Origin of the sequence: Altererythrobacter sp. C41 (assembly GCF_016803135.1) — a bacterium.
Classification (GTDB): Bacteria; Pseudomonadota; Alphaproteobacteria; order Sphingomonadales; family Sphingomonadaceae; genus Pelagerythrobacter.
On the sequence record NZ_JAEVFE010000001.1, the window covers coordinates 50,336 to 72,633 of the forward strand.

Annotated in this window: 15 protein-coding genes; 7 read left to right on the forward strand and 8 right to left on the reverse strand. The window is 67.0% G+C overall.

The features are described from left to right. The first annotated feature begins 59 nt into the window (after nt 1–59). A complete protein-coding gene (bla, locus tag JNO53_RS00195; protein WP_203106781.1) occupies nt 60–971 on the forward strand; it encodes a subclass B3 metallo-beta-lactamase in 912 nt (303 codons plus the stop codon). 10 nt (nt 972–981) lie between these two features. On the opposite strand, the gene JNO53_RS00200 is transcribed toward bla, so the two are convergent. Next, entirely contained in the window at nt 982–1,512 is a 531-nt protein-coding gene (locus JNO53_RS00200) for a hypothetical protein (protein ID WP_203106782.1), read from the reverse strand. Between the two features lie 20 nt (nt 1,513–1,532). Next, entirely contained in the window at nt 1,533–4,190 is a 2,658-nt protein-coding gene (locus JNO53_RS00205; protein WP_203106783.1) for a YadA family autotransporter adhesin, read from the reverse strand. Between the two features lie 163 nt (nt 4,191–4,353). Here JNO53_RS00205 and JNO53_RS00210 point away from each other — a divergent pair, with 163 nt between their 5' ends. Next, the gene (locus tag JNO53_RS00210; RefSeq protein ID WP_203106784.1) at nt 4,354–5,238 is read left to right on the forward strand and encodes a helix-turn-helix domain-containing protein; all 885 of its coding nucleotides are present in this window, start codon (nt 4,354–4,356) and stop codon (nt 5,236–5,238) included. A gap of 86 nt (nt 5,239–5,324) precedes the next feature. Here JNO53_RS00210 and purC read toward each other — a convergent pair whose 3' ends face one another. Further along, nucleotides 5,325–6,125 (reverse strand): phosphoribosylaminoimidazolesuccinocarboxamide synthase, encoded by an 801-nt coding sequence (gene purC, locus JNO53_RS00215; RefSeq protein WP_203106785.1) that lies wholly within the window; start codon nt 6,123–6,125, stop codon nt 5,325–5,327. Between the two features lie 269 nt (nt 6,126–6,394). Between purC and JNO53_RS00220 the strand changes: the two genes are divergently transcribed. Further along, nucleotides 6,395–7,243, forward strand: coding sequence for a hypothetical protein (locus JNO53_RS00220; protein ID WP_203106786.1), 849 nt, complete (start codon nt 6,395–6,397; stop codon nt 7,241–7,243). Between the two features lie 23 nt (nt 7,244–7,266). Here the strand turns inward: JNO53_RS00220 and JNO53_RS00225 are convergent, their stop codons facing one another. From JNO53_RS00225 to JNO53_RS00235, 3 genes are all read right to left on the reverse strand, one after another. Continuing rightward, the gene (locus JNO53_RS00225) at nt 7,267–8,262 is read right to left on the reverse strand and encodes an SDR family oxidoreductase (RefSeq protein ID WP_238401519.1); all 996 of its coding nucleotides are present in this window, start codon (nt 8,260–8,262) and stop codon (nt 7,267–7,269) included. Between the two features lie 130 nt (nt 8,263–8,392). Further along, a complete protein-coding gene (locus JNO53_RS00230; RefSeq protein WP_203106788.1) occupies nt 8,393–10,567 on the reverse strand; it encodes a hypothetical protein in 2,175 nt (724 codons plus the stop codon). Nucleotides 10,568–10,691: 124 nt separating this feature from the next. After that, nucleotides 10,692–11,090 carry a PRC-barrel domain-containing protein gene (locus tag JNO53_RS00235; protein WP_203106789.1) on the reverse strand — a complete coding sequence of 133 codons (399 nt, stop codon included), beginning with the start codon at nt 11,088–11,090 and terminating at the stop codon, nt 10,692–10,694. Between the two features lie 165 nt (nt 11,091–11,255). Between JNO53_RS00235 and yczE the strand changes: the two genes are divergently transcribed. Beyond that, nucleotides 11,256–11,876, forward strand: a complete 621-nt coding sequence (gene yczE / locus JNO53_RS00240; RefSeq protein WP_203106790.1) for a membrane protein YczE — start codon at nt 11,256–11,258, stop codon at nt 11,874–11,876. 39 nt (nt 11,877–11,915) lie between these two features. Here yczE and JNO53_RS00245 read toward each other — a convergent pair whose 3' ends face one another. Further along, nucleotides 11,916–12,611 (reverse strand): response regulator, encoded by a 696-nt coding sequence (locus tag JNO53_RS00245; protein WP_203106791.1) that lies wholly within the window; start codon nt 12,609–12,611, stop codon nt 11,916–11,918. Next, nucleotides 12,608–14,056, reverse strand: a complete 1,449-nt coding sequence (locus tag JNO53_RS00250) for a sensor histidine kinase (RefSeq protein WP_203106792.1) — start codon at nt 14,054–14,056, stop codon at nt 12,608–12,610. Before JNO53_RS00250 ends, JNO53_RS00245 begins: the two co-directional genes overlap by 4 nt. Nucleotides 14,057–14,331: 275 nt before the next feature. On the opposite strand from JNO53_RS00250, the gene JNO53_RS00255 reads away from it, so the two are divergent. From JNO53_RS00255 to JNO53_RS00265, 3 genes are all read left to right on the forward strand, one after another. Continuing rightward, nucleotides 14,332–17,859: a hypothetical protein gene (locus JNO53_RS00255; protein WP_203106793.1), complete on the forward strand. Its 3,528-nt coding sequence runs from the start codon at nt 14,332–14,334 to the stop codon at nt 17,857–17,859. A gap of 295 nt (nt 17,860–18,154) precedes the next feature. Next, nucleotides 18,155–21,430: an amidohydrolase family protein gene (locus JNO53_RS00260; RefSeq protein WP_203106794.1), complete on the forward strand. Its 3,276-nt coding sequence runs from the start codon at nt 18,155–18,157 to the stop codon at nt 21,428–21,430. Then, on the forward strand, nt 21,381–22,298 hold the full coding sequence (locus JNO53_RS00265) for a formylglycine-generating enzyme family protein (protein ID WP_203106795.1): 918 nt from the start codon (nt 21,381–21,383) through the stop codon (nt 22,296–22,298). The genes JNO53_RS00260 and JNO53_RS00265 overlap by 50 nt, the downstream gene beginning before the upstream one ends.

The window sequence follows — 22,298 nt, forward strand, 5'->3', positions numbered from 1 at the left end:
TGTCGACCCGATCGGTATTGGTCACCAGGGGCGCGTTCAAATCGTCCGAGGAGATAGCGATGAAGCCTGCCATGAGTGTGATTGCGGCCTTCCTTGCCACCGCCACGCCTGCTCAGGGAGAGGACGATCCTCTCCTGCGGCCCATCGCACCCGACCACGCGCAGGAGTGGCTGACGCCGCAGCAGCCGGTACAGATATTCGGAAACACTTATCTGGTGGGTTTCGGCGGCCTGAACATTGCGCTCATCCGCACGAGCGATGGGCTCATCCTGCTCGATGGCGGGCTACCGCAGGGCGTGCGCCAGATCGAGGCCAATATTCGCAGTCTCGGTTTCGAACCGGGCGAGGTGAAGCTGATCCTCAGCACCGAGCCGCACTACGACCACGCCGGCGGGCTCGCGGCGCTGGCGCGCGACACCGGTGCGCGGGTGATCGCCAGCGCCGAGGCGGCCGAGGTGCTCCGCAGGGGAAAGAGCGGCCCCGACGATCCCCAGATGGCATGGCTTCCGCCCTTTCCCGCTGTCGAGCATGTCCGGGCCGCCCGCGATGGCGAGCAGCTTCAGGTGGGAGACGTCACCGTCACGGCACTCGCCACGCCCGGTCACACGCCCGGGTCGATGAGCTGGACCTGGCGCTCCTGCGAAAGCGACCACTGCGCCGATATCGTATTCGCCTCCAGCCTGACCCCGCTGGCGGCTGGCGACTATCGGTTTTCGGCGCCGGCGAACCGAAGCGCCGCCGCGCGCTTTCGCGAAACCTTCCAGCGATTGCGATCGCAGCCCTGCGACATCCTGCTGACGACCCACCCAGGCGCGTCGGATGGCGAGGCGAAACTGGCCAAGCTTCTGCAGGATCGGGAGCCAAATCCCTTCATCGATCCGCAAGCCTGCGCCGCCTACGCCGACACCTACCAACAGGCCTTCGCGAAGCGCCTCGCCGAAGAAGCCGGGACGGATTTGCCCCGGCCCTGAATGGGCCTCGCTACCGGCCGCCGCTTTCGTCGGGCACGACCCGCAGGGCGAATTCACCCCGGCTGCGGCGGCCCGAAAGGTTCTCGACTGCGATAACGACCGGTTGACGTGCGATCGTTTCGCCCTCGGGCGGCGGGGGGAGGGTGATCGTCCCGGTCGCGCTGTTGCCTTCGCGGGTGGTGATCACGAACAGCCGCCATCCCGGAATGCGCACGCCGTTGCGGTCGACCCGGTAGACGGCGACCGTCTGGTTGCCGTCTACCGTGCGGCCGTCGAGGATCAGGGTCACCGGCCCAGGCGGTCCCTCGATGACATGCTCGAAGCGGACAGGTCGCATCGAATCCCAGCTTTCGGAGAAAGCGTCGGGGTGGGCCTGCGCGTAGGAACCGGAGCTGGAATCGGCCGGCTCCTGCGTCCCGGACACCGCCTCTTCCAGCGCATCGCGGGCAATTCCGCCCAGGATGCCGCCCAGATCCTGTGCCTGGGCCGGTGCAGTAAACGGCAGTGACGCCGCTGCTGCAAAGAGAAACATGCTCCGCATGATCGCTTCCTTTCTGTCGCTTACCACGAGAAACCGACCGCGCCGCCGCCCATCGAATCGCCTTCGGTCGTGGTTGCAAACCCGAAGTTGATCGCGAAGGAATCGCTCGTGGCGTGGCTGTAGCCGATCGAGAAGGCGCTCTTGCCGCCGTATGTGCCGACACCGAACATCAGCCGATTGGTGTTGTTCGTGCCCATGCCGGCGGGATTGCCGTTGATGACGGCGAAGGCGGCGCTCATGGCGCCCACCCGCTCCAGTTCGGCATTCACCAGCGAGAAGTTCTCCTCCATGGTGAGCGAGAGTGCGCTGATGCGCCCGTCGGTATAACTGTTGGCCGCCGACAGCGCGGCGGCGCTCGAGACATCGGCGTAGTTCTGCGCCGAGATGAGCGTAGCCGCGTCGCCCGTGCTAGCGTGCATGTTGGCCGCGGCCAAAGTGGCAGCGTCACCGGCGTCGGCATACGTGTTCGCCGCGCCGAGCGTCACCGCATCCCCGGCATCGGCGTACGTGTTTGCAGTGGCAAGCGTCACCGCATCCCCGGCATCGGCATAGGTGTTCGCAGTGGCGAGAGTCCCGGCGTCACCCGCTTCGACCTGCCCGACGTTGGCTGCATCGGTGTCGGCGGTGCCGGCGGCGACGTTGACCACGCGGCGCTCCGCGCCGGGAGCGCCGATGGACACGGTATTGTCCTGATCGGCCACCGAACCGGCGCCGAGCGCGACGCTGTTGGCGCCGGACGCCATGGATGCCGAGCCCAGCGCGGTGCTGCCATTGCCGGTTGCGTCGCTCAGGCTGCCGATTGCGGTGGCGTAGTCCGCATTCGCGGTTGCGAGATAGCCTTGAGCGGAGGCGGACTCGGCACTGGCTTCGCTCTGGATACCGAACGCCGAGGAACGGTCGCCGCTGGCTTCGCTGAAGTAGCCGGCCGCGGTGCTCGATACCCCCGACGCGACGCTGCCGCCGCCAAGCGCGGTGGCGTTGTCGGCCGTGGCCCCGGCACCGGCCCCAATCGCGGTCGTCATAACGGCGGAGGCTTGCGCCCCAGACCCGTTGGCGGTCCCGCTCGCTCCGGAAGCGACAGCGGCGACGCCAGTCGCGGTTGCGCTGGCGCCGGTGGCCTGCGTGCCATAACCGAGGGCGATCGAATTCTCTCCGCTGGCTATTGTGTAGGCGCCGTGGGCGGAGGAACGCGCGCCGGTTGCTTCGCTCAATGTACCGTAGGCGGATGAAAGGCCGCCGCTCGCGGTGGCGAAGTAGCCGCTCGCCGTATCCGATCCGTTCACGGCCTGGCTGCCGTTGCCCAGCGCGGTGGACGCGGCGCCGGTCGCAGCGGAAGCGTTGCCGATGGCGGTCGACTGGATGCCGGTGGCCTGTGCATAGGCGCCGTTCGCGGTCGCGCTGTTGGCGGTTGCCTGCGCGGCATAGCCGGTGGCGGTGGCCGAATCCCCGGTTGCCTTGCTGACGACGCCATAAGCGGACGATCGCGCGCCCGAGGCGTCGCTATACCCGCCGGTGGCGGTAGCCAGTTCACCCGCGATCGAGCTGCGGCCGAGGCTGGTGGCGTTGACGCCGCTGGCATTGCTGCCGTTACCCAGCGCGGTCGAATATTGGCCGGTCGCCTGCGCGCCGAGGCCGACCCCGGTGCTATATTCGCCCGAGGCTTGACTGAACGTGCCCAGCGCGGTCGATCCCACGCCGGCGGCATTCGCGGCCGAGCCGAACGCGGCGCTGCTGGCGGTCGATGCGGTGCTGTTCTGGCCGATCGCGGTCGCGCCGTCGGCGGAGGCAGCGCTGCCCGAACCGATGGCGATCGCGGCTACCCCTCCGGCGCTGCTGCGCGAGCCGATCGCTACCGACCCGATTCCGTCCGCATCGGAGGCATAGCCGGTCGCAACGGCTTCATCGCCAGCCGCCGCGCTCCCGACGCCAGTCGAAGTGGCGCCGTAACCGGCGGCGGCGCTGTTCGCGCCGGTTGCCGTCGATCCGAAGTTGCTGGCAGTGGCTCCCGACCCGAGCGCGGTCGCGTATTGATCCGAGGCGGTGCTGATCGTGCCCAGGGCAACCGAATTGGCTCCGCTTGCGGTGCTGTGGCCGCCGTATGCGGCGCTGTTGACGCCCGACGCCGCGCTACTCACGCCGTAAGCGGCGCTGTTCTCTCCGGCTGCCTGGCTCTGACTGCCCATCGTCGTCGCGTTAATGCCATCCGCGCGACTGCCGTGCCCGACGGCCGTGGCCGATTCGCCCATGGCAACGCTGCCGTAACCGGCAGCAGTCGAATAATTCCCGGTCGCGATGCTGCGACCGCCCACTGCAGTGCCTTGTGTGCCGCCGCTGCTGGCCGCGAGACCCAGTGCGGTCGATTCATCGCCGCTTGCTGCCGCCGCATGGCCCACCGCGGTGGCCTGGGCCCCCGCGGTCGTGGAGTGACCGATGGCGGTGCCGCTGGAGTCCGCTTCGGAACTAATCCCCACCGCCGTGGACGCCGGGCCGTTCGCTTCCGCCGCGCTGCCGCAGGCCATCGCGCCGCCACCCGTGGCCACAGGCGCCGTCGGTGTGGGCGTTACGCTTTGACAGATCGTCGTGGTCTGCGCCGACGCCGTATCCGGCAGCAGAACGAGCGCAGTGCTCCCGAGAACGGCGGCCGTGAACGGCCTGGCCCAGAATTTCGCATTCGACATGATCCTACCCCTTCGCCCTTTTGAGTGGGGCGGACCCTATTCGGGGCGGGTCGGCGCGGTGAGGTGCAGCGGCGTACGCAACCGAGGCACGAAAATTCCGCGTTCCGATGCAACGGTTGCACAGGAGGTTGCATCGGCGCGATTCTTCTGGGATCATATTGCGATGGGGGAGATCGCGTTCTCCGCGAACTTGCGGCTGGTGCTCAAGGCGCTGTCGATGAGCCGCGGGCGGCTTGCATCCGTCCTCGGAGTCGACAAGTCGCTGGTCGGCCGCTGGGCTTCAGGGGCCGTAAGGCCCTCCAGCCATAATCTCGAACGCCTGACCCATCTCGTTGCCGAGCGGCAGGACGGCTTCACTCTGCTCGACTGGGAGCGGGAGCCTGCCGAACTCGCGGACCTGCTCGGCGTCACCGTACCCCATGAAGCGCCGAAGTTTGTCGCACCGGAAGTGCCGGGCCTCGCCACCGCGCGCATGATGACGGATCTGCGCGGCGCGGCCTACGAGGGGTTCTGGCGCGTGACCCGGCCCGCCGTCGTCGCGCCGGGCCGCTTCTGTCACGACCATGGCTTCATCCGGCGGGGGGCCACCGGCCTTCTGGAATTTCAGCTCGGCAATCCCGATTTTCGCTTCGTCGGCTGGGCGCTGCCGTTCGAGGGGCAGCTCTTCTGCGTCGCCTCCGATCCGTTCGGGACGATGCCGAGCTTTCTCGTCGTGAACGGAGTCCCGATGCCCAAGGCGGACCTGCTGGACGGCATCATCCTGACCGCGTTCAACGCGCTACGCCTTCCCGCCGCCTATCCCATCATCCTCGAGCGGATCGGCGATCTCAGCGGCGATCTCGAGGCGGACGATGCACGTGCCGCCGACCTGATGGCCGCAAACGATCAGTTCGCTGCCGAGGGGGCGGTGCCCGACCACATCCGCGACCATCTGCTACGCGACATCGGCCCTGCGGCGGCGGCGAGCGGCGGCGACATGCTGCTCACGGCCTCGCGAACATCGGTGCTTTCCCGCCAGATGTCGGACGAGGCCGAAACGCCCGCCTAGGGCGCCGTGATGTGCACGGATTGCGCGGCTCAGTGAGCCGCGCATTCTCATAGCGCAGGGAAGAAGCTCCTCGATCGAGGAACGCCTTACTTCTTCGTCTTGGACGTGCGCAGCTTGCCGCGGTGGGCGTTGAGGTCGAACACCTCGCCCGGGCCGCCGTCGTCGTTCTGGAGCAGGCCGAGGCGGCGGGCAACTTCCTGGTAGGCTTCTTCCTCGCCGCCGAGGTCGCGGCGGAAGCGGTCCTTGTCGAGCTTCTCGCCGGTGGTCATGTCCCACAGGCGGCAGCCGTCGGGGCTGATCTCGTCGGCCAGGATGAGGCGGCTGTAGTCGCCGTCCCACATGCGGCCGAACTCGAGCTTGAAGTCGATCAGGCGGATGTCGATCGCGGCGAACATGCCGCACAGGAAATCGTTGATGCGGATCGCCATGCTGGAGATGTCCTGCATCTCCTCGTTCGATGCCCAGTTGAAGCAGGCGATGTGCTCCTCCGCGATCAGCGGATCGCCGAGGCCATCGTCCTTGTAGTAGTATTCGATCAGGGTGTGCGGCAGCGGCTCGCCTTCCTCCAGCCCGAGGCGCTTGGAGATGCTGCCGGCGGCGACGTTGCGCACGACCACCTCGATGGGAACGATCTCCACCTGGCGCACGAGCTGTTCGCGCATGTTCAGGCGGCGGATGAAGTGGGTTGGAATGCCGATATGGGCGAGGCGGGTGAAGACGTACTCGCTGATGCGGTTGTTGATCACGCCCTTGCCGTTGATCGTGCCCTTCTTCTGCGCATTGAAGGCGGTCGCGTCGTCCTTGAAGTACTGGATCAGCGTACCCGGCTCGGGGCCTTCGTAGAGGATCTTGGCCTTGCCTTCGTAGATCTGGCGGCGACGAGCCATCGGGAATTCCTTGCGCGCAAAATGACGGCGCCCCGGCGCGCGAAGCAGGTCGGGCTTCGCAGGAACCGGGGCAGGAAGCCGCCCATACTCCGATTGCCTGGCGAAGGCAATTGCGGCCCGCCCGAGCTTCCGCGCGGCAACGTCCTATCGCGCATCCGGGTTCCGATGATACACGGCACGCTGAATCGCCTCGGCGGCACGGCGCTGAGGAACGCGTGTAATCCGTAGGTTGGATGGGTTGGTGAGCACTGTGACGACAAGGCGGCGCGATGAGGCTGCTCACCGCGATGCGCCCGGTGCCGGACCGTGCCGCGCAGACCTTCGTCTGTGGACACCCGGATGCGAGACATGCGTTGATTAGCCCAGCATCGGGAGAATACCGGCCGGACCCCAAGCGGCGGGCGCTCGCGGTTATCGCGGCGCTTGTCCTGGAACTGTTGCTGATCGCGCTGTTGCTGTCGCTCGGCCTGCAGGATCCGGGGCAACCCGAAGCAGAGCCCACGCTGGTGCGGTTCCAGGCCCGCTCCGCTCCGGAAAGCGCTGAGGAAACCCCTGAGGCCGAAAGCGAAGAGGTGCAGCAGCCCGAACCCGCCGAACGCCCCCGGGCCGAACCCGAGGCGGCGGATCAGCCGTCGATCCAGAGTCCGCGCCCCGCTGAGCCGAGCCCCTCAGCGGCACCCGTCGTGCGGGTGGCGCCGTCCTCCTTCGATCTGTCGAAAGTGAAGACGCCATCCTCGCCGCGCACTGCCGCGAGTGGTCCGCCCGTCGGACCGCCGGACACCGGCTCGAGCGGCGACACGCCACGCGTCGGCACGGCGCCGAACGGAGAGCCGCTCTACGCCGCCGCGTGGTACCGCGAGCCGCGCCCGGGCGAGCTTCGCGGATACCTTTCGACCGCGACCGGGCCCGGATGGGGCCTGATTGCGTGCCGGACCGTGCCCGATTTCCGGGTCGAGGATTGCGTCGCGCTTGAGGAATATCCCAGCGGCTCGAACATCAATCGGGCAGTGCTGGCCGCCGCGTGGCAGTTCAGGGTGCGCCCTCCGCGGCTCGGCGGGCAGTATCAGGTCGGCGCCTGGGTGCGGATCAGGATCGATTACGAGCTCCAGCGCCATTGAGACGAGGGACGAAGACCAATGGATCAACTGCGAGGGCGTCTGCGGCCGACCAGGAGAGCCGTTGCCGCAATCGCAAGCCCGGCGGCGCCGAGGACCTTGTCCCGTCTTCGGTTGAGTGACATCTGCAGGCTCTTATCGACCGCCTGGCCGTCGAAGCGCCCATGCGCTCCGGGATCGCCTGGCGGTACATCGAACAGATTGTCCACCCGATCCGCTTCCATCGGCTCCGGTGAGGACTGGCTCGCAATGCCGTTCTCGGCGAGATAATGGTCGAGGAGTGGCGAGGCGAGCTTGTCGCCAAGGATTGTCTGCGCCGTCGCGCTGCCCACCCAGACCTCCTTGCGTCCGGCGCTTGCCGCGAACCGGATGGCGCGTGCGGCGACTTCCGGCTGGTAGATCTTTCCAACCGGACGAGGCCGGCCGCGGATATGCGCCCGCGCCCAATCGAACTGCGGGGTGTTGATCGCGGGCAGTTGCACCATGGTGACCTGGACCTTGCTGCCGCGATGCTCGAGTTCCGGCCGGATGGAATCGAGAAAGCCCTGCAGCGCGTGCTTCGCGCCGCAATAGGCCGATTGCAGCGGAATGCCGCGATAGGCGAGGGCGGAGCCGACCAGCACGACCGTGCCACGATCCCGGGGCACCATCCGCTTCAGTGCCGCGCGCGCGCCATGGATCTGCCCGAAATAGGTGACGGCGGTGACGCGCTCGTATTCTTCCCAGCTCATGTCCATGAAAGTGGAGAAGATCCCGGCGAAGGCGTTGTTCACCCAGACGTCGATCGGCCCCAGCTCCCGCTCGATCCGCTCGGCTGCGGCTTCGACTGCGCCGCCGTCCGCCACGTCGACCGAAATGCCGAGCGCGCGCGAACCGGTTGCCTCTACCTCGCGTACCGCGTTGTCGAGGCGCTCCTGCCCGCGGGCCAGGATCGCTACGTTTGCGCCTGCCCGCGCGAACTCGCGAACCGTAGCGCGGCCGACCCCGGCGCTTCCGCCGGTGACGACGACGACGGGGCTCAAACCGCCATCTCCGGAAACTTCCCAATCATGTCTCATGAACGGCAGGCCGCAGGGCCCGTTCCGGCGTGAGCGAGAACCGCCTGGCTTATGCGTTCCGGGTGCATTCCTAACGGATCAAGGGACTCGGAAGTTACCGTGTCTCATGCGTGCCCGAGGTAATGAATACCGGCTGCGTGAACGCGCCGTTCGCCGCGACGTCCCATACCTCGAGTCGCGCCCATTTGCGGCCGCGCAGATCGAGCGTTCTGGAGATGGTGCGGCGTCCGAAGGGGCCGCCGTCCGTCAGATCGATGCGTTCGCGATAGACCTTGGACCCGTCGCCGCTGACGATCTCCGCAAAGGCGAGCGGGAAGGTCCACTCGATGGTGGCGCTGAGCCTCGCCTGTGCGCCTGGAACGACATCCTCGCCGCTCTGCGCACCGTCGATCGTGAACTCGGGGATCAGCACCTCGCCGGTCGTGGTGAAGAACCTGCCGCCGCGAAGCGCATCCAGCACCGGCTGCCAGCCGTCCTCGTACTTCGGCAACGCACCGTCGAGCCGCAGGTAATTGATGTTCATATGCGCATAGAGCTCACTGTCCGGGCCGATCTGGAAGACATCGACTTCGCCCGGCGTGAACTTGCGTTCGCCGGGTTTTGCGGCCCAGTTGTTCATGTCGTCGAGCAGGTCGAGCACGCGCTTGCCCAACCGGGGATGCGAATAGTCGGCCGGCATCGATTTCCATGCACCGCCCAGATAGCGGTCGCTCTTGTAGAAGGTCTCGCCGCGATACTTGTCGGGGAAACCCGTCGACCCTTTGATGCGCGGGTGGGCCGCCCACATCAGGCCCTGCTCCGCCTCCATGAGGGCCAGGACGTCTTCGGCCGATCCGACGTGATAGACCTTGCCGAATTCCGGATCGGTTTCGACGAAGGGCTGCCCCTCCTTGCGGTCCAGCGTCCAGTAGACCGGCCTGGGGAAGAAGCTCACCCAGTGACCGCCGAGATGCACGTTTGGTTCCTCGCCGGGGAGCAGCAGCAGTTCCTCGTCCGACAGGCGGGCGGTCTCCTCGTGGATCGTCCGGAGCAATGTCAGGCGATCGCCCGCACGATCCAGATCCTCCCGCGACAGGTGGAGCTCGCCGAGATGGACGATGTCGACGTTCATGGCCTTGAACCGGTCGACGAAGGCCGGCTTCTCCAGCCCCGCCGGTACGCCGGTCGATTGCTGGAACCGCTGCTGGTTGAGGAAGTCGACGGCGTGCTCGACGTGGTAATGGCTGGTAAACGTCCGGTGCCCGGGCAGCGGCTTGAAGCTGTCTCCCCGGGTGAACGCCATCGCGGAGCGGATCGCGCTGGCCGGGTCACCGGCATCGAGGAGGTAGAACACGCCCATGTCCTGCACGGAGCCGGGCGGAGCGTTCACCCAGGGCACGAAGCGCCGGTCGCCCTCCAGCGTCTGGCGAAGGCCGAAGCCGGTTCGCCCGGTCAGCTCGCGATAGTCGCTGCCGTACCACACGCTGTTATCGTTGTTCGCGTAGTCGACCGGGTAGAAGTACTGGTGCGGTGGAGGCAGGAGCGCGAGCGTCCCGCCATGAGCGCCCTCCGCGAGGATGAGCCGCCCCCGGACGTCGGGTGAAACGGCCGGACGCCGCGCCTCGTCGCCTTCCGCGCGAACCAGTGCGTCCGACGTGTCTGTGTAGGCGATCGTCTCCCACGGCAAGCGCGCCGACGCAGGCACCGAGAGGCCGGCGTCGAAGGTATAGGCCGTGGCATCGCGCGAGGTCGACATGACCATCGCGGCGCGAATGATCCGCGAGCCGGGGTAGACGGTGAACTGGAAGGTTCCGGAGAACGGCCCGGCCGAAGCGCCGTCGACGATGATCCTGGTGTGACCTCCGGCGGGTTCGATCCGTATGGAATCGCGCTGCAGCGCCAGTGGAAAGCTTTCGAAAGGCCGGTTGCGGGGGTTGTCGAAGAAGACGGTCCATCCCTGCCGCAGATCGCGCGTGCCTATGGTGACTACGGCAGCAGGATCGAGATCCGCGAGCACGACCTTTCCATCAATGCCCATAGCCCGGATCAGGGGGCGATCCTTCGCCAGCGACAGCACCAGGCTGGCTCGCGCGTCGTCGCCCGCCGGCCAGTCGACGGTCACCGTGTCCGCCGTTTCCACGACGCGAACATCGCCCGCAAGAGCTCCGCCCGGCTGGCTTACGACGGTAGCGGCGGACTGTGCATGGGCGACATCAACCGCCGCGAACAACGCCCCGCTCAGAGCAATCGCCATGATGCACAGGAAAGCGCGCGTGAATCCCTCTCTCAAGTATCCCTCCCTCTCGGCCGGCCCGTCGGTGTGATTTCATGTGACCGGATCGGAAGTTTGATAGCGAGGCGGAGAGGTCATGGCGAGCGAAGCGTGCGGGCGGCGGTCGACGCCCGCGGGGACTTCACCAGTAGGGCACCGCCCCATAGGTTCCATAGTAGCCGTAGATCGTCTCGCCATATACGCGGTGATCCGGCCCGCCGAGCATGCGCACTTCGGCTGCGTCGTAGTTCGGCGCGTCCTTCAGGATCTCTGCGGTCAACGGCACGGTGTAGCCGCCCCGCTCGAGATTGTAGTCGAGCAGCGGCCAAGGCACCGGGTGAAGCTTGGCGCCGATGCCGAGAAATCCTCCGAACGACATGATGGCGTAGACGGTCTTGCCGCTCGCCTTCTCGATCGACAGGTCGTCCACATGGCCCAACCGATTTCCCTCGCGGTCGAACACTGGCGCACCGATGACGCGGCTGGACAGGATCAGCGGATGGTGGAGATCGCGCGGTGCATCGTCTGCGGTCTGGTTCATGAGAATGGCCTCCTTGCCAGAATGGATCACGCCGAAGAAACGCGCGGCGCGAACGTTCGCTCCCGTTGCGGAGGCGAGCCGCGCGCCGGACCAGCCGACGTCATCAGCGGCTAATGGCTGTTGGAGCAGGTGGCTACGCGCGGCCGCTTGTTATAAGGGGCCGCCATGATGATCCGCCGCCTCGCCCAGCTCTACGTCGGGCTTCTCTTCTATGGCCTTTCCATGGCGCTGATGGTTCGCTCGGTCCTGGGGTTGAATCCGTGGGACGTCTTCCATCAGGGCGTCGGCGAGCGCACGCCTTTGAGCTTCGGCACGGTCGTCATCATCACCGGTGCGGTGATCCTCCTGCTCTGGATCCCGCTCCGGCAGCGGCCGGGCATCGGGACGATCAGCAACATGATCGTGATCGGTCTCGCCGCCGATCTCGGCCTCTGGCTTATCCCGGAAGTCGAATCGCTCGCCGTCCGCGCCGGGATGCTCGGCTTCGGGATCGTCCTCAACGGCGCGGCCACCAGCGCCTATATCGGCACGGGCCTCGGGCCAGGCCCCCGCGACGGACTGATGACGGGGCTGGCCGCTCGCACCGGCTGGCCGATCGGCGGGGTTCGAACAGGTATCGAGCTGACGGTGCTCGCGCTGGGGTGGATCTGCGGCGGCACAGTGGGCGCGGGCACGATCCTCTATGCCGTCGCCATCGGCCCGATCGTCCACGCGACGCTCCCGTTCTTCACGATTGCCGCGAAGTCGGAGGACGGGGATCCCGAGGCTGCGCCCGACCCGACCTGAACCCGTTTGATCAGTAGCGTCGCGGCCTGAGCTTCGCGCTCATTCCACGACGACCGGCGCCGTAAAGGCATAGCCGACGCCATAGACGACCTTGATGGCGGACGGGAGGCCGGTGACCTGCCCGATCTTGCGGCGCAGACGGCTGACGACGGCATCGAGATGGCGATTGTCGAAATGGCCGTGGGGGCGGGCGAGCGCGGTCACGAGGTCTTCTCTCGCGCAAGCCTCGCCCTGACGGCGGCATAACAGGCTCAGGAAAGCGAACTCGGTCGCCGTGAGTTTCAGCGCCTGTCCGTCTGGTGCGATCATCGCCCAGTTGGCGGTATCGAGTACCCAGCGTCCCCCGCGGCTGTCCTGGGCCGTCGGTGGGTTTCCCGTTCGGCGGAGCAGGCTGCGAATGGCGGCTTCGATTTCCCGCAGCGTGCTGTGCTTGACGAGGTAGATGTCGGCACCGCTGTCGAAACCGCGCACGCGATCTGCGCTGTCGGCGAACCCGGTGAGCATGATGATGCCGCAGTCGTTGCTCCGGCGGATTTCCGCGGCCAGGTCGAAGCCGTTTCCGTCGGGCAGCCCGACGTCGAGGATGATGGCCGCAGGCAGTGGGTGGTCGGTCAGCGCAGAGCGCATTTCCCGAGCAGTGCCGGCCACTGTGACCTCGAAACCGCGCAGTTCGAGAAAGTCAGCGAGATCCTGGCGCAGGCGCGGCTCGTCCTCGACGATCAGGATTCGGGTCACGCAGGAACGCCTTCAAAAAGGAGCTCGCGGTCAAGCTCGGCCGGCAACGGGACACGCACGATTGCCGCAGTTCCCCCGTCCGCACGGGGTTCGAGATCCAGCGTTGCCCCGTGGTAGGCCAGGAGACGGCGGGCGGAATAGATTCCGAGGCCCGTCCCCATGACGCCTTTCGCGTTGGACGCCCGGAAGAAGCGGCGACCGACTTTGCCCAGCTCATCTTCGGGAATGCCCATGCCCCGGTCACGCACCTCGACGACGAGGCAGTCAAGCTCCTCCCTGACGGCGATCCGCACCGGACGGTCGTCGGGCGAATATTTGAGCGCGTTGTCGATCAGATTGATGAGGATCGTGACCATCATCTCGGCGTCGGCACGAAAAGCGATGTCCCGGTCATGGGCGGCGACGTCCAGTCGATCGCTGCAATCCGTCAGTTCGAAATGCCGCCGCACCTCGGCAATGACGGAGCCGATCCGGATCTGCTCCGGCCGGTAGGTGTGCTCGCGATCGTCCCCCATGAACCTGTCGATCAGGGCGAACAGACGATCGAGCGCCTCGTTTATCCCAGCGAGCCGCGCGCGCTTCGTGGACGGCGACCCGTCTCCGACGAGGCCGATCATTTCGGTAGCGTTGCGAATGACCGCGAGCGGCGTGCGGAACTCGTGGCTGACGACGCGCATCAGGTCCACCTGCTCCTCCCGCAAAGCACGCTCGGTTTCCAGGCTCGCGCTCAGGCGGCTTTCGAGCCGGCGCCGCTCCTGGACTTCGCGCGAGAGGCTCTCGTTCTTCTCGCGCAGGTCTGCCGACAGCCGCGAACTGACCATGAAGAGCAGGCATGCGAAAAGTGCGATCAGGAACAGCGTGCCCTGCAGCAGGTACCAGGCGTTGCGGTCGGCGAGGACCGGCGCGCTCTGGAAATCGGCCGGCAGGCCGAGCTCGAGAACGCTCTGAACGATGCTCGCCAGCATGTACTCGGCAAGCACCGCGATCGTGACCCAACGAAGAAGCGGAGGTTGCGTGCGGTCGCGCGCGAGGCCCAGGCACATCACGGACATGACGATCACGGTGAAGACGGTCGAGGCATGAATGCGGAGCGCCACGTCGCCCGGGTCCACCGCCACGATCGCGCTCCACGCGGCGACGTGGGCAATCAACAGCGAAATGCCGATCCAGCTATATCGCGGCTGTCCCAGGAAACGGGCGAGACCTTCCGCCAGCAGGACGAGGCCGAGCTTGATGACCGTGTTGGGAATAATGATCGCCCAGTCGGCCGGCTGCTCTCCGCGCACGAGCATCAGCAACACACCCACTGCCATCGCAACGAAGCCGGCCGCCAGAAACTTCAGTTCATAGAGATGCCGCCAGGCACGCCAGGCGAAAATCCACACGAGGGCCTGGAGACATGCGGTCGCCAGCGTGACGATCAGGATCGTCGTTAGATCAAGCATGTCGTACGGGCGCCCATTGCGTCGATTGTGCTAAATTTTTTCACCTAACTCAATGGTTTACGTCAAGTTAACCATATGGTCCGGTACCTTGCCTCGACAGGATTGGTCAGAATTCACTGGAATTGATAGGTGGAATTGCGGGCCCCTGCGCTCCTAGCCTGGCTGCGCGACATGGCGCAGCGCAGGCGTCAGGGGCACAACCGCGGCACCCGCGCGGACGTTCGTTCCCCTCATTCGGTTGGCGGCATGTTGCTACGAACCAGGGGAGAAATACCATGCGTCCCACGCACGTGCCGAAATTGCTTGCCGCCGCCACCCCGTTCGCGATCGCGGCGGCTCTGGCGATACCTGCGCCCGCCCAGGCAGATGCAACGCCGGAATGCAACACGGCGCCGGGCCCCGACGGCACTCTCGGAACCGGGGACGACGGATTGGAATGCGGGGAGAACGCCACTGTCGCCGATGCCTACGGCACCGCCATTGGGACCAACAGCTCCGCGCTTGGTCCGAACAGCACCGCTGTCGGGACATCCAGCCTCGCAAGCGGCGAGCATAGCACCGCTATGGGCGAGAACAGCGAAGCCTCCGGCGCCGACAGCACCGCCACCGGCCACAACTCCCGTGCCTGGGGTAACAGCAGCACCGCCACCGGCCAGAACAGCACGGCCTCCGGCGTCAACAGCACCGCGACCGGCCAAACCGCTAACGCCTGGGCCGACAACAGCACCGCTACCGGCCAACGCAGCACCGTTTTCGACAATTACGGTACCGCGAACGGGGCGAATAGCCTCACCGTAGGAGAATACAGTACTGCGATCGGCTATTCCGCCATGGCCGGTAGCGAGTGGACCGGTGGGACCTATGACAACGCTCGCTCGACGGCGGTCGGCGCCAACGCGCGAGCGGGTACCGGAGCGAGCGGGCAAACCGATGCGACCGCCGTCGGCGAAAGTGCGACCGCCAATGCGCTCGGCGCCTCCGCCTTCGGTCAGGGCTCGCGTGCCACCGGCGACGGCGCGGTGGCATTGGGGCGAGGCTCGGTGGCGGATCAGGCGAACACCGTCTCGGTCGGTACGGCTGGGGCCGAGCGGCGGATCGTGAACGTTGCCGACGGCACGGCGGCTACCGATGCGGTCAATCTCGGCCAGCTCAACGCGGCGATCGCCGCCTCCGGCACGGGCTTGATTGCCAGCGACAACACTTACGGATTCGGCGCGCCGAGCGCGACCGGCCCCTCTTCGCTCGCTGTCGGCGAGGGCGCCGACGCTTCCGGCGGCCGCAGCACCGCCGCAGGTTTGGGCAGCGAAGCCAGCGGCGACAACAGTACCGCATTTGGGGACACGAGCGGCGCCGAAGGCCCGAATAGCACCGCGGTGGGCACGTTCAGCTATGCCACTGGCGCCAACAGCACGGCGGTCGGGCAAAGCTCCCTCGTCACTGGCGCGAACAGCACCGGCACCGGGCAGGACACTCGCGTCACGAACGACTTTGGTACAGCGAACGGTGCCCAAAGCCTCGCGGTGGGCGAATCCAGCACTGCGATCGGCTATCGCGCCCAGGCCGGAAGTGTGTGGGCAGGCCCGATCTCTCGCTCCAATGCCCGCACGACCGCCATCGGTGCCAATGCCGAAGCGGGTGGGACCGCCGACGGACAGACGGACGCGACCGCCGTGGGCGAAAGCGCCAAGGCGAACGCAGTAGGCGCCTCGGCCTTCGGTCAGGGCTCGAGTGCCACGGGCGACGGCGCGGTGGCGCTCGGGCAGGGTTCGATCGCTGATGTCGCGAACACCGTCTCGGTCGGTGCAGCGGGTGCAGAGCGCCGCATCGTCAACGTCGCGGACGGCGCTATTGCGGCGGGATCGACCGACGCGGTGACGGGCAGCCAGCTCTTCACGACGAACCAGAACGTCACGATCAACGCCGCCGATATCGATGCCACCAACAGCCGCCTCGCCGCGGCGCTCGGCGGCGGCGCGGGGGTCGATGCGGGCGGGTTGCTGACACCACCCAGCTATGTCGTCCAGGGCGGGACTTATACCGATGTGGGCGGCGCGCTGGGCGCGCTCGACGCGCAGGTGACGACCAACACCGGGGCCATTTCGGTTCTCCAGGGGCAGGTCGCCGGCGGTTCGATCGGCCTGGTTCGGCAGGATGCGGCAAGTCGCGCGATCACGGTCGGCGCCGCGACGGACGGCATGGTGATGGACGTCGGCGGGACCGCGGGTGATCGGGTCATGACCGGGGTGAGTGCCGGCGCGGTCGCTGCGGGGTCGACCGACGCGGTCAACGGATCGCAGCTCGACGCAACCAACCAGGCGGTCGCGGCCGCCCAGGGAACGGCGGACGGTGCACTCGCCAGCGCCGCGACGGCACAGGCGACGGCGACCACTGCGCTGAACGATGCCGCGACGGCACAAAGCACCGCCGACACCGCACTGAGCAACGCCGCCAGCGCGCAAGGCACGGCGGACGCGGCGCTCAGCAATGCGGCCGCCGCGCAAGGAACAGCAGATACCGCGCTCGCCAATGCCGCAACGGCTCAGAACACGGCAGACACCGCGTTGAGTAATGCCGCGGCTGCGCAGATGACCGCCGACACGGCGCTGGCGAACGCGGCTGCCGCCCAGGGTACTGCAGACACCGCTCTGGCGAACGCCGCGACCGCGCAGGCGACCGCCGATAGCGCTGCAAGCGAGGCGGCGCTGGCCCGCACCGAAGCTGCGACCGCGCAGACGCGGGCGGATGAGGCGCATACCCTCGCCAACCAGGCGATCGCCAGCGGCGCGGCGACGAAAGAGACGGCCGAACTCGCGCTCGCCAATGCGGCCAATGCGCAAGCTGCCGCCGACGACGCGGCAACCCGGGCCGATACGGCTCAGCAGGTCGCGGCGGCAGCGCGGACCAATGCCGACCTCGCCCGGTCGATCGCCGAAAGCGCTTCGACCAACGCCGACGCCGCCAAACTCGCCGCGGACGAGGCTCTGGCGCGAACAGACTATCTCGCGATCAACGGCAGCGGCGACAGGCCGACGGCGACCGGCGTGAACGCCATCGCGATGGGCTCGGGGGCGAACGCCAGCGGCGATGATGCCGTCGCCATAGGCAACGGTGCGCAGGCGACCGACGGGGCGGCGGTGGCGATCGGGCTCGGCAACGTCGCTTCGGGTGACGGCGCGGTCGCGATCGGCGATCCCAATCTGGCGACGGGCCGCGGCGCGGTCGCGATCGGGGCGGACAATCGTGCGACGGGGCTCGCCGCGGTGGCGATCGGCGCGGACAGCGTGGCGGAGGGGCAGTCGGCGATAGCGCTCGGCAGCAATGCCCTGGCGACCGCGGCCGGGGCAGTCGCCATCGGCGAGAACGCGGTGGCGAACCGCGCGGGCCAGGTATCGCTAGGGTCCGCCGCCTCGACTTACACCCTCGCCGGAATCGGCTCTGCGGAAAGCAGAGCAGCGCAGTCCGGCCCTGTGAGCTACGTGACGTCGGATGCCGCGGGCAATCTCGCGCTGGCCGATTTCGGACCGGGCGATATCGCTGATATCCGCTTCGATCTCGACCGCGACCGCCGCGACGCCCGCTCCGGCATCGCGGCAGCGATGGCGATGGGCTACGCGCCGATGCCGTCTGCGCCGGGCCGGACCAGCTACGCGCTGAACGGCTCGACCTTCCGCGAGGCGCAGGCGATCGGCGGCGCGATCTCCCACCGGCTGGACACCGAGGAGCCGTTCGCGCTCACCGCCGGCTTCGCTTACGCCGGGCACGGCAACAACGCAGTCCGCGTCGGCGTGGCAGGAGAGTTCTAACCCCTAAACCTGCTTTCCCGAGCGAGTTGAGCGGGTCATCGGCTTGGTGCCGGGCACCATGCCTGCGCCGCATGACCGTCGTTGCGAGCCGGCGAGCTCGTGACGCGGGGGCGGGGCCCACTCCGATCGCCCTGGCCGATCGGGCGCAGTCGTGCGCCCGCCATCGAGCATCCCTCAATCGCACCGGTGATCCGTCGGCAACGGTCCCCGCGACTTTCGCACCGCCAAATTGCACCCGCCGCACCTAGTCTGGCACAGGCCGACACAACGATGTCGGTCGTGAAAGGGGAGGGAAATGGCTTTGGGTCCGAACTGGGCGAAAGTATTCGCGGGAATCGCGCTGGTGGGCGCTCCGCTGAGCGCGGAGCCCTCTGCCTCGCCATCGGATATCCTGACCTCCCAGCCGGAGGACGTAACGCTTACCCTCACCGGAGGTACCTGGATGAGCGTCGACGTCAGTCCCGACGGGCGAACGCTCGTGTTCGACCTGCTCAACGACATCTACACAATCCCTGCGACCGGCGGAGAGGCGAGGGCGATCCTGTCCGGCCCCGCGACCCAGCGGAGCCCTCAGTTCAGCCCCGATGGCCGCAAAATCCTCTATCTCAGCGACGCGACGGGCGCCGACAACATCTGGATTGCCAATCGCGACGGATCCGATCCCCGCCAGATCAGCCATGAAACGATGGACATGATCACGGCGCCCTCGTGGTCGCCAGACGGCAGCGCCATCGTTGCCACCAAGACGAGCGCCTCGGTGTTCGATATGCGCACATCGGAGCTGATCCGCTTCGACGTGGGCGGCGGCGAGGAGCGGCAACTGATTGCGCCTCCCGAAAGCGGGAAGGATCTTCAGGAGCCGCGTTATTCGCCGGATGGACGGCACCTCTATTATACCGAGCGGGTCGGCGGGCTGCATTATGTCTACCTCAACCCGAACCTCAGCAATTTCGTCATTCGCCGGCACGACCTGCAGAGCGGCGACACGGTCGATCTGATTTCCGGTTTCGGGAGCGCGACCACGCCGCAGGTGTCGCCTGACGGATCGGTCATCGCCTTCATCCGCCGGGTCGGCGCCAAGACGGTCCTTTTCCGGTACGACGTCGCGACCGGCCGTCAGAACGCCGTCTACGACGGGCTCGCCCGCGATCTGCAGGCCGATTATCTCGCGCAAGAGCATTACTATCCGGCGTTCGACTGGTTTCCCGACAATCGGCACGTTGCGATCTGGGCCAAGGGCGAGCTGGTCAAGGTCGACATGGAAACCGGCGAGGCGACGGACATCCCGTTCCGCGCCACGGCACGCCACGAAGTTCATCCGGCGCTGCGCACCGAGCTCGATCTCGCGCCGGACCAGGTCGACGTGAAGATCGTCCGGCAGATCGCCCCTTCGCCGAAGGGTGATGAACTGCTCTTCCGCGCCCTGGGTCGAATCTGGCGCCAGAACCTGACCGTCAGCGAACCGCCGCGTCCGCTGACGGAGAGCGACGGCGCCCAGACCGATCCGAGGTGGTCCGCGGACGGCCGCTGGGTCGCCTATGTCGAATGGCACGACGAATCCGGCAGCACGCTTCATCTGCGCAGCGCCGACGGGAGCGAGGACAGAGTGCTCGCCCGCAGCGGCGGGATCATCGCCGAACCGGTCTTCGCCAACAGTGGCACGCAGATCGCCTATCGCATTCTTGACGCAGATTCGCAGATGGGCGGCGCCCACGACGTTCCGGGGCTCTATGTCGTCGGCACGGACGGCGACGAGCCTCGCTATCTGGCGCCCGCTGCCGGAGTGGCGCGCTTCTCCCCCGACGACCGGCGCATCTACTACATGGGACCGCCGGACTTCGAGAAGCGGCGTGCGGTGATCCTGCGCAGCATCCCGGCCGCGGGCGGCGATACGCAGGACCACGCCTATGCCGAGACAGCGGATACCGGCGACTTCACGCTGAGCCCCGATCTCGCGTGGATCGCCTTCAAGGAATTCCAGGAACTGCATGTGATGCCGTTCCGGGTGGGTGCGGAGCCCATCGAGATCACCGCTCGAAATGACCCGGCCGCGCGTCGTCTTACCCGTTCGGGCGGGTTCGAACTGGCCTGGAGCGACCGTTCCGAACAGCTCTTCTGGACCCTCGGGCCCGATGTCTATGCGACACTGCCGGAGGCGGGCGGCACCGTCGACGCGCCCCTGCATTCGGTCAAGCTCAGCGTTCCGGCCGACGTGCCGCAGGGCAGCATAGCCTTCGTGAACGCGCGCGTTCTGCCGATGACCGGCAACGACGCGATCATCGAGAACGGTGCGGTCGTGGTGGAAGGCAACCGCATCAAGGCCGTCGGGCCGGCAGAGAGCGTCGCAATACCGGATGCGGCCAAGGTCTACGACCTGGGGGGCAAGACCCTCATGCCCGGCTTCTTCGACGCGCATGGCCATATCGATTGCTGCTACGGCACAGGCGCGATGCCGCAGAAACACGCGGTCCGCTATGCAGCGCTCGCCTACGGCGTGACGACCAACTTCGACCCCTACGCCAACGAGCTGCCGAGCTATGAAACCGGCGAAATGACCATTGCCGGCCTGATGGTGAGCCCGCGCTGGCTGACCACCGGACACGTGATCTACGGCCGCTCCGGAAAGCCCGACCGCGTCTTCAACCGGATCGAGAGCCTGGACGACGCCCGCGCCGTCGTCCGCCGCAAGGCCGCCATCGGGGGGACCGTGCTCAAGAGCTACAAGCTCACCACGCGGGCGCAGAAGCAGTGGCTGCTGCAGGCCGCGGCGGAAGAGGGGCTGATGGTCGACGCGGAGGGTGCCGGGCACTTCTACGACAACGTCGGCATGATCCTCGACGGGTATACCAACCTGGAACACAACCTGCCGGTCGCCACATATTACGACGACCTGCTCCAGCTCTTCAAAAGTTCGGAGATGTCCACCACGCCGACGCTCGTGGTCACGTTCGGTGAACTGTTCGGCGAGAATTACATCTACCAGAACCAGGAGCCGTGGAAGGAACCGAAGGTCCGCACCTTCATCCCCGGGATCAACAACGCCTACAACCCGATCCAGGGGCCGTCCGACGCGCCACTTTACGTGCGGGCCATGCAGTCGATCCATCAGGCGGACGAGCTCTACGACGTCGGCTTCCGCTCGGTCGCGCGGTCGATCAAGCGGCTCGACGATGCCGGCGTGATCGTGAACGTCGGCTCCCACGGCCAGGCGGCGGGCATCGCCCTCCATTGGGAAATGCAACTACTCGCCGAAGGCGGGATGGAGCCGATGCGCATCCTGCGCGCGGCGACCATCAACGGCGCCACGACCTGGGGGCTGGATCATCAGCTCGGCTCGATCGAGCCCGGAAAGCTGGCGGATCTCATCGTGCTGGAGCGCGATCCGCTCGCCGACATCGGGAACACCAACAGCGTGCTCTACACCATGGTCAACGGGCGTCTCTACGATTCCGCGACCATGAACGAGATCGGCAACCACGACCGGCCGCGCACCAAGTTCTACTGGGAGATGAGCGATCAACATGGAACGGACTGGAGCCCGGCCTGGGCCGGAAGCACCCGCCAGCGCTAAGCGGTTCGCAGCGGCCCTCGCTGCTGCGTCCCTGCTGCTCGTCGCGGCGGCACCCGACAGCGACGCGCAGCGCGCGGAGCTTGTGCCGGAGATGGTCTCGATTCCGGGCGGAACCTTCGCCATGGGCGCGACGATCGACCGCGGTTACGGCCCGATCGACGGCCCGACGCACGACGTCGCCATCGCCCCGTTTCAGATGGCCGCGCATGAAGTGACGGTGGGAGCCTTCCGCGCCTTCACCGAAGAGACCGGCTACGTCTCCGCAGGAAAGTGCAACGTCTACAACGATGACACCACCTGGCACATCAACCCCCAGCGGAACTGGCAGACGCCGGGGTTCGCGCAGGAGGATGATCATCCCGTGCTCTGCGTCAGTTGGCGGGACGCCCGGGCCTATATCGACTGGCTGAACGCCCGGACGGGCAAGCAATACCGGCTGCCGAGCGAGGCGGAATGGGAATATGTCGCCACCCTGGCCGATCTCGGCAACGCCCGCAGCGGCGGGGAGGGTGTAACCCACGAGTTGGCCAATATCGGCATGGTGGAGTGCTGCGGAGGCAAGGCCGAGGGCCGTGACGTGTGGATCGAGACGGCGCCGGTCGGCAGCTTTCCGGCCGACCGGCTGGGGCTCCACGACATCCGCGGCAACGTCTGGGAATGGCAGGCCGACTGCTATCATGAGAACTACGTCGATGCGCCGGTGGACGGATCGGCGCGGAGCGATTGCCCGACACCGGGTTACCACGTGATCCGGGGCGGTTCGTACGGCGATGCCGGCGAATTCCTCGAGGAACGCTTCCGGCTCCGCGGCCCCGAGGATCAGGGCTACTTCACGGTCGGTTTCCGGCTCGCGCATTCGGCGGAATGA

Excerpts from the sequence above, each read along its gene's own strand:
- JNO53_RS00260 (WP_203106794.1), top strand. The coding sequence starts at position 18,155 with ATGGCTTTGGGTCCGAACTGGGCGAAAGTATTCGCGGGAATCGCGCTG.
- JNO53_RS00210 (WP_203106784.1), top strand. The coding sequence starts at position 4,354 with ATGGGGGAGATCGCGTTCTCCGCGAACTTGCGGCTGGTGCTCAAGGCG.
- JNO53_RS00255 (WP_203106793.1), top strand. The coding sequence starts at position 14,332 with ATGCGTCCCACGCACGTGCCGAAATTGCTTGCCGCCGCCACCCCGTTC.
- yczE (WP_203106790.1), top strand. The coding sequence starts at position 11,256 with ATGATGATCCGCCGCCTCGCCCAGCTCTACGTCGGGCTTCTCTTCTAT.
- JNO53_RS00265 (WP_203106795.1), top strand. The coding sequence starts at position 21,381 with ATGGAACGGACTGGAGCCCGGCCTGGGCCGGAAGCACCCGCCAGCGCT.
- purC (WP_203106785.1), bottom strand. The coding sequence starts at position 6,125 with ATGGCTCGTCGCCGCCAGATCTACGAAGGCAAGGCCAAGATCCTCTAC.
- JNO53_RS00235 (WP_203106789.1), bottom strand. The coding sequence starts at position 11,090 with ATGAACCAGACCGCAGACGATGCACCGCGCGATCTCCACCATCCGCTG.
- bla (WP_203106781.1), top strand. The coding sequence starts at position 60 with ATGAAGCCTGCCATGAGTGTGATTGCGGCCTTCCTTGCCACCGCCACG.
- JNO53_RS00205 (WP_203106783.1), bottom strand. The coding sequence starts at position 4,190 with ATGTCGAATGCGAAATTCTGGGCCAGGCCGTTCACGGCCGCCGTTCTC.
- JNO53_RS00250 (WP_203106792.1), bottom strand. The coding sequence starts at position 14,056 with ATGCTTGATCTAACGACGATCCTGATCGTCACGCTGGCGACCGCATGT.
- JNO53_RS00200 (WP_203106782.1), bottom strand. The coding sequence starts at position 1,512 with ATGCGGAGCATGTTTCTCTTTGCAGCAGCGGCGTCACTGCCGTTTACT.
- JNO53_RS00220 (WP_203106786.1), top strand. The coding sequence starts at position 6,395 with ATGAGGCTGCTCACCGCGATGCGCCCGGTGCCGGACCGTGCCGCGCAG.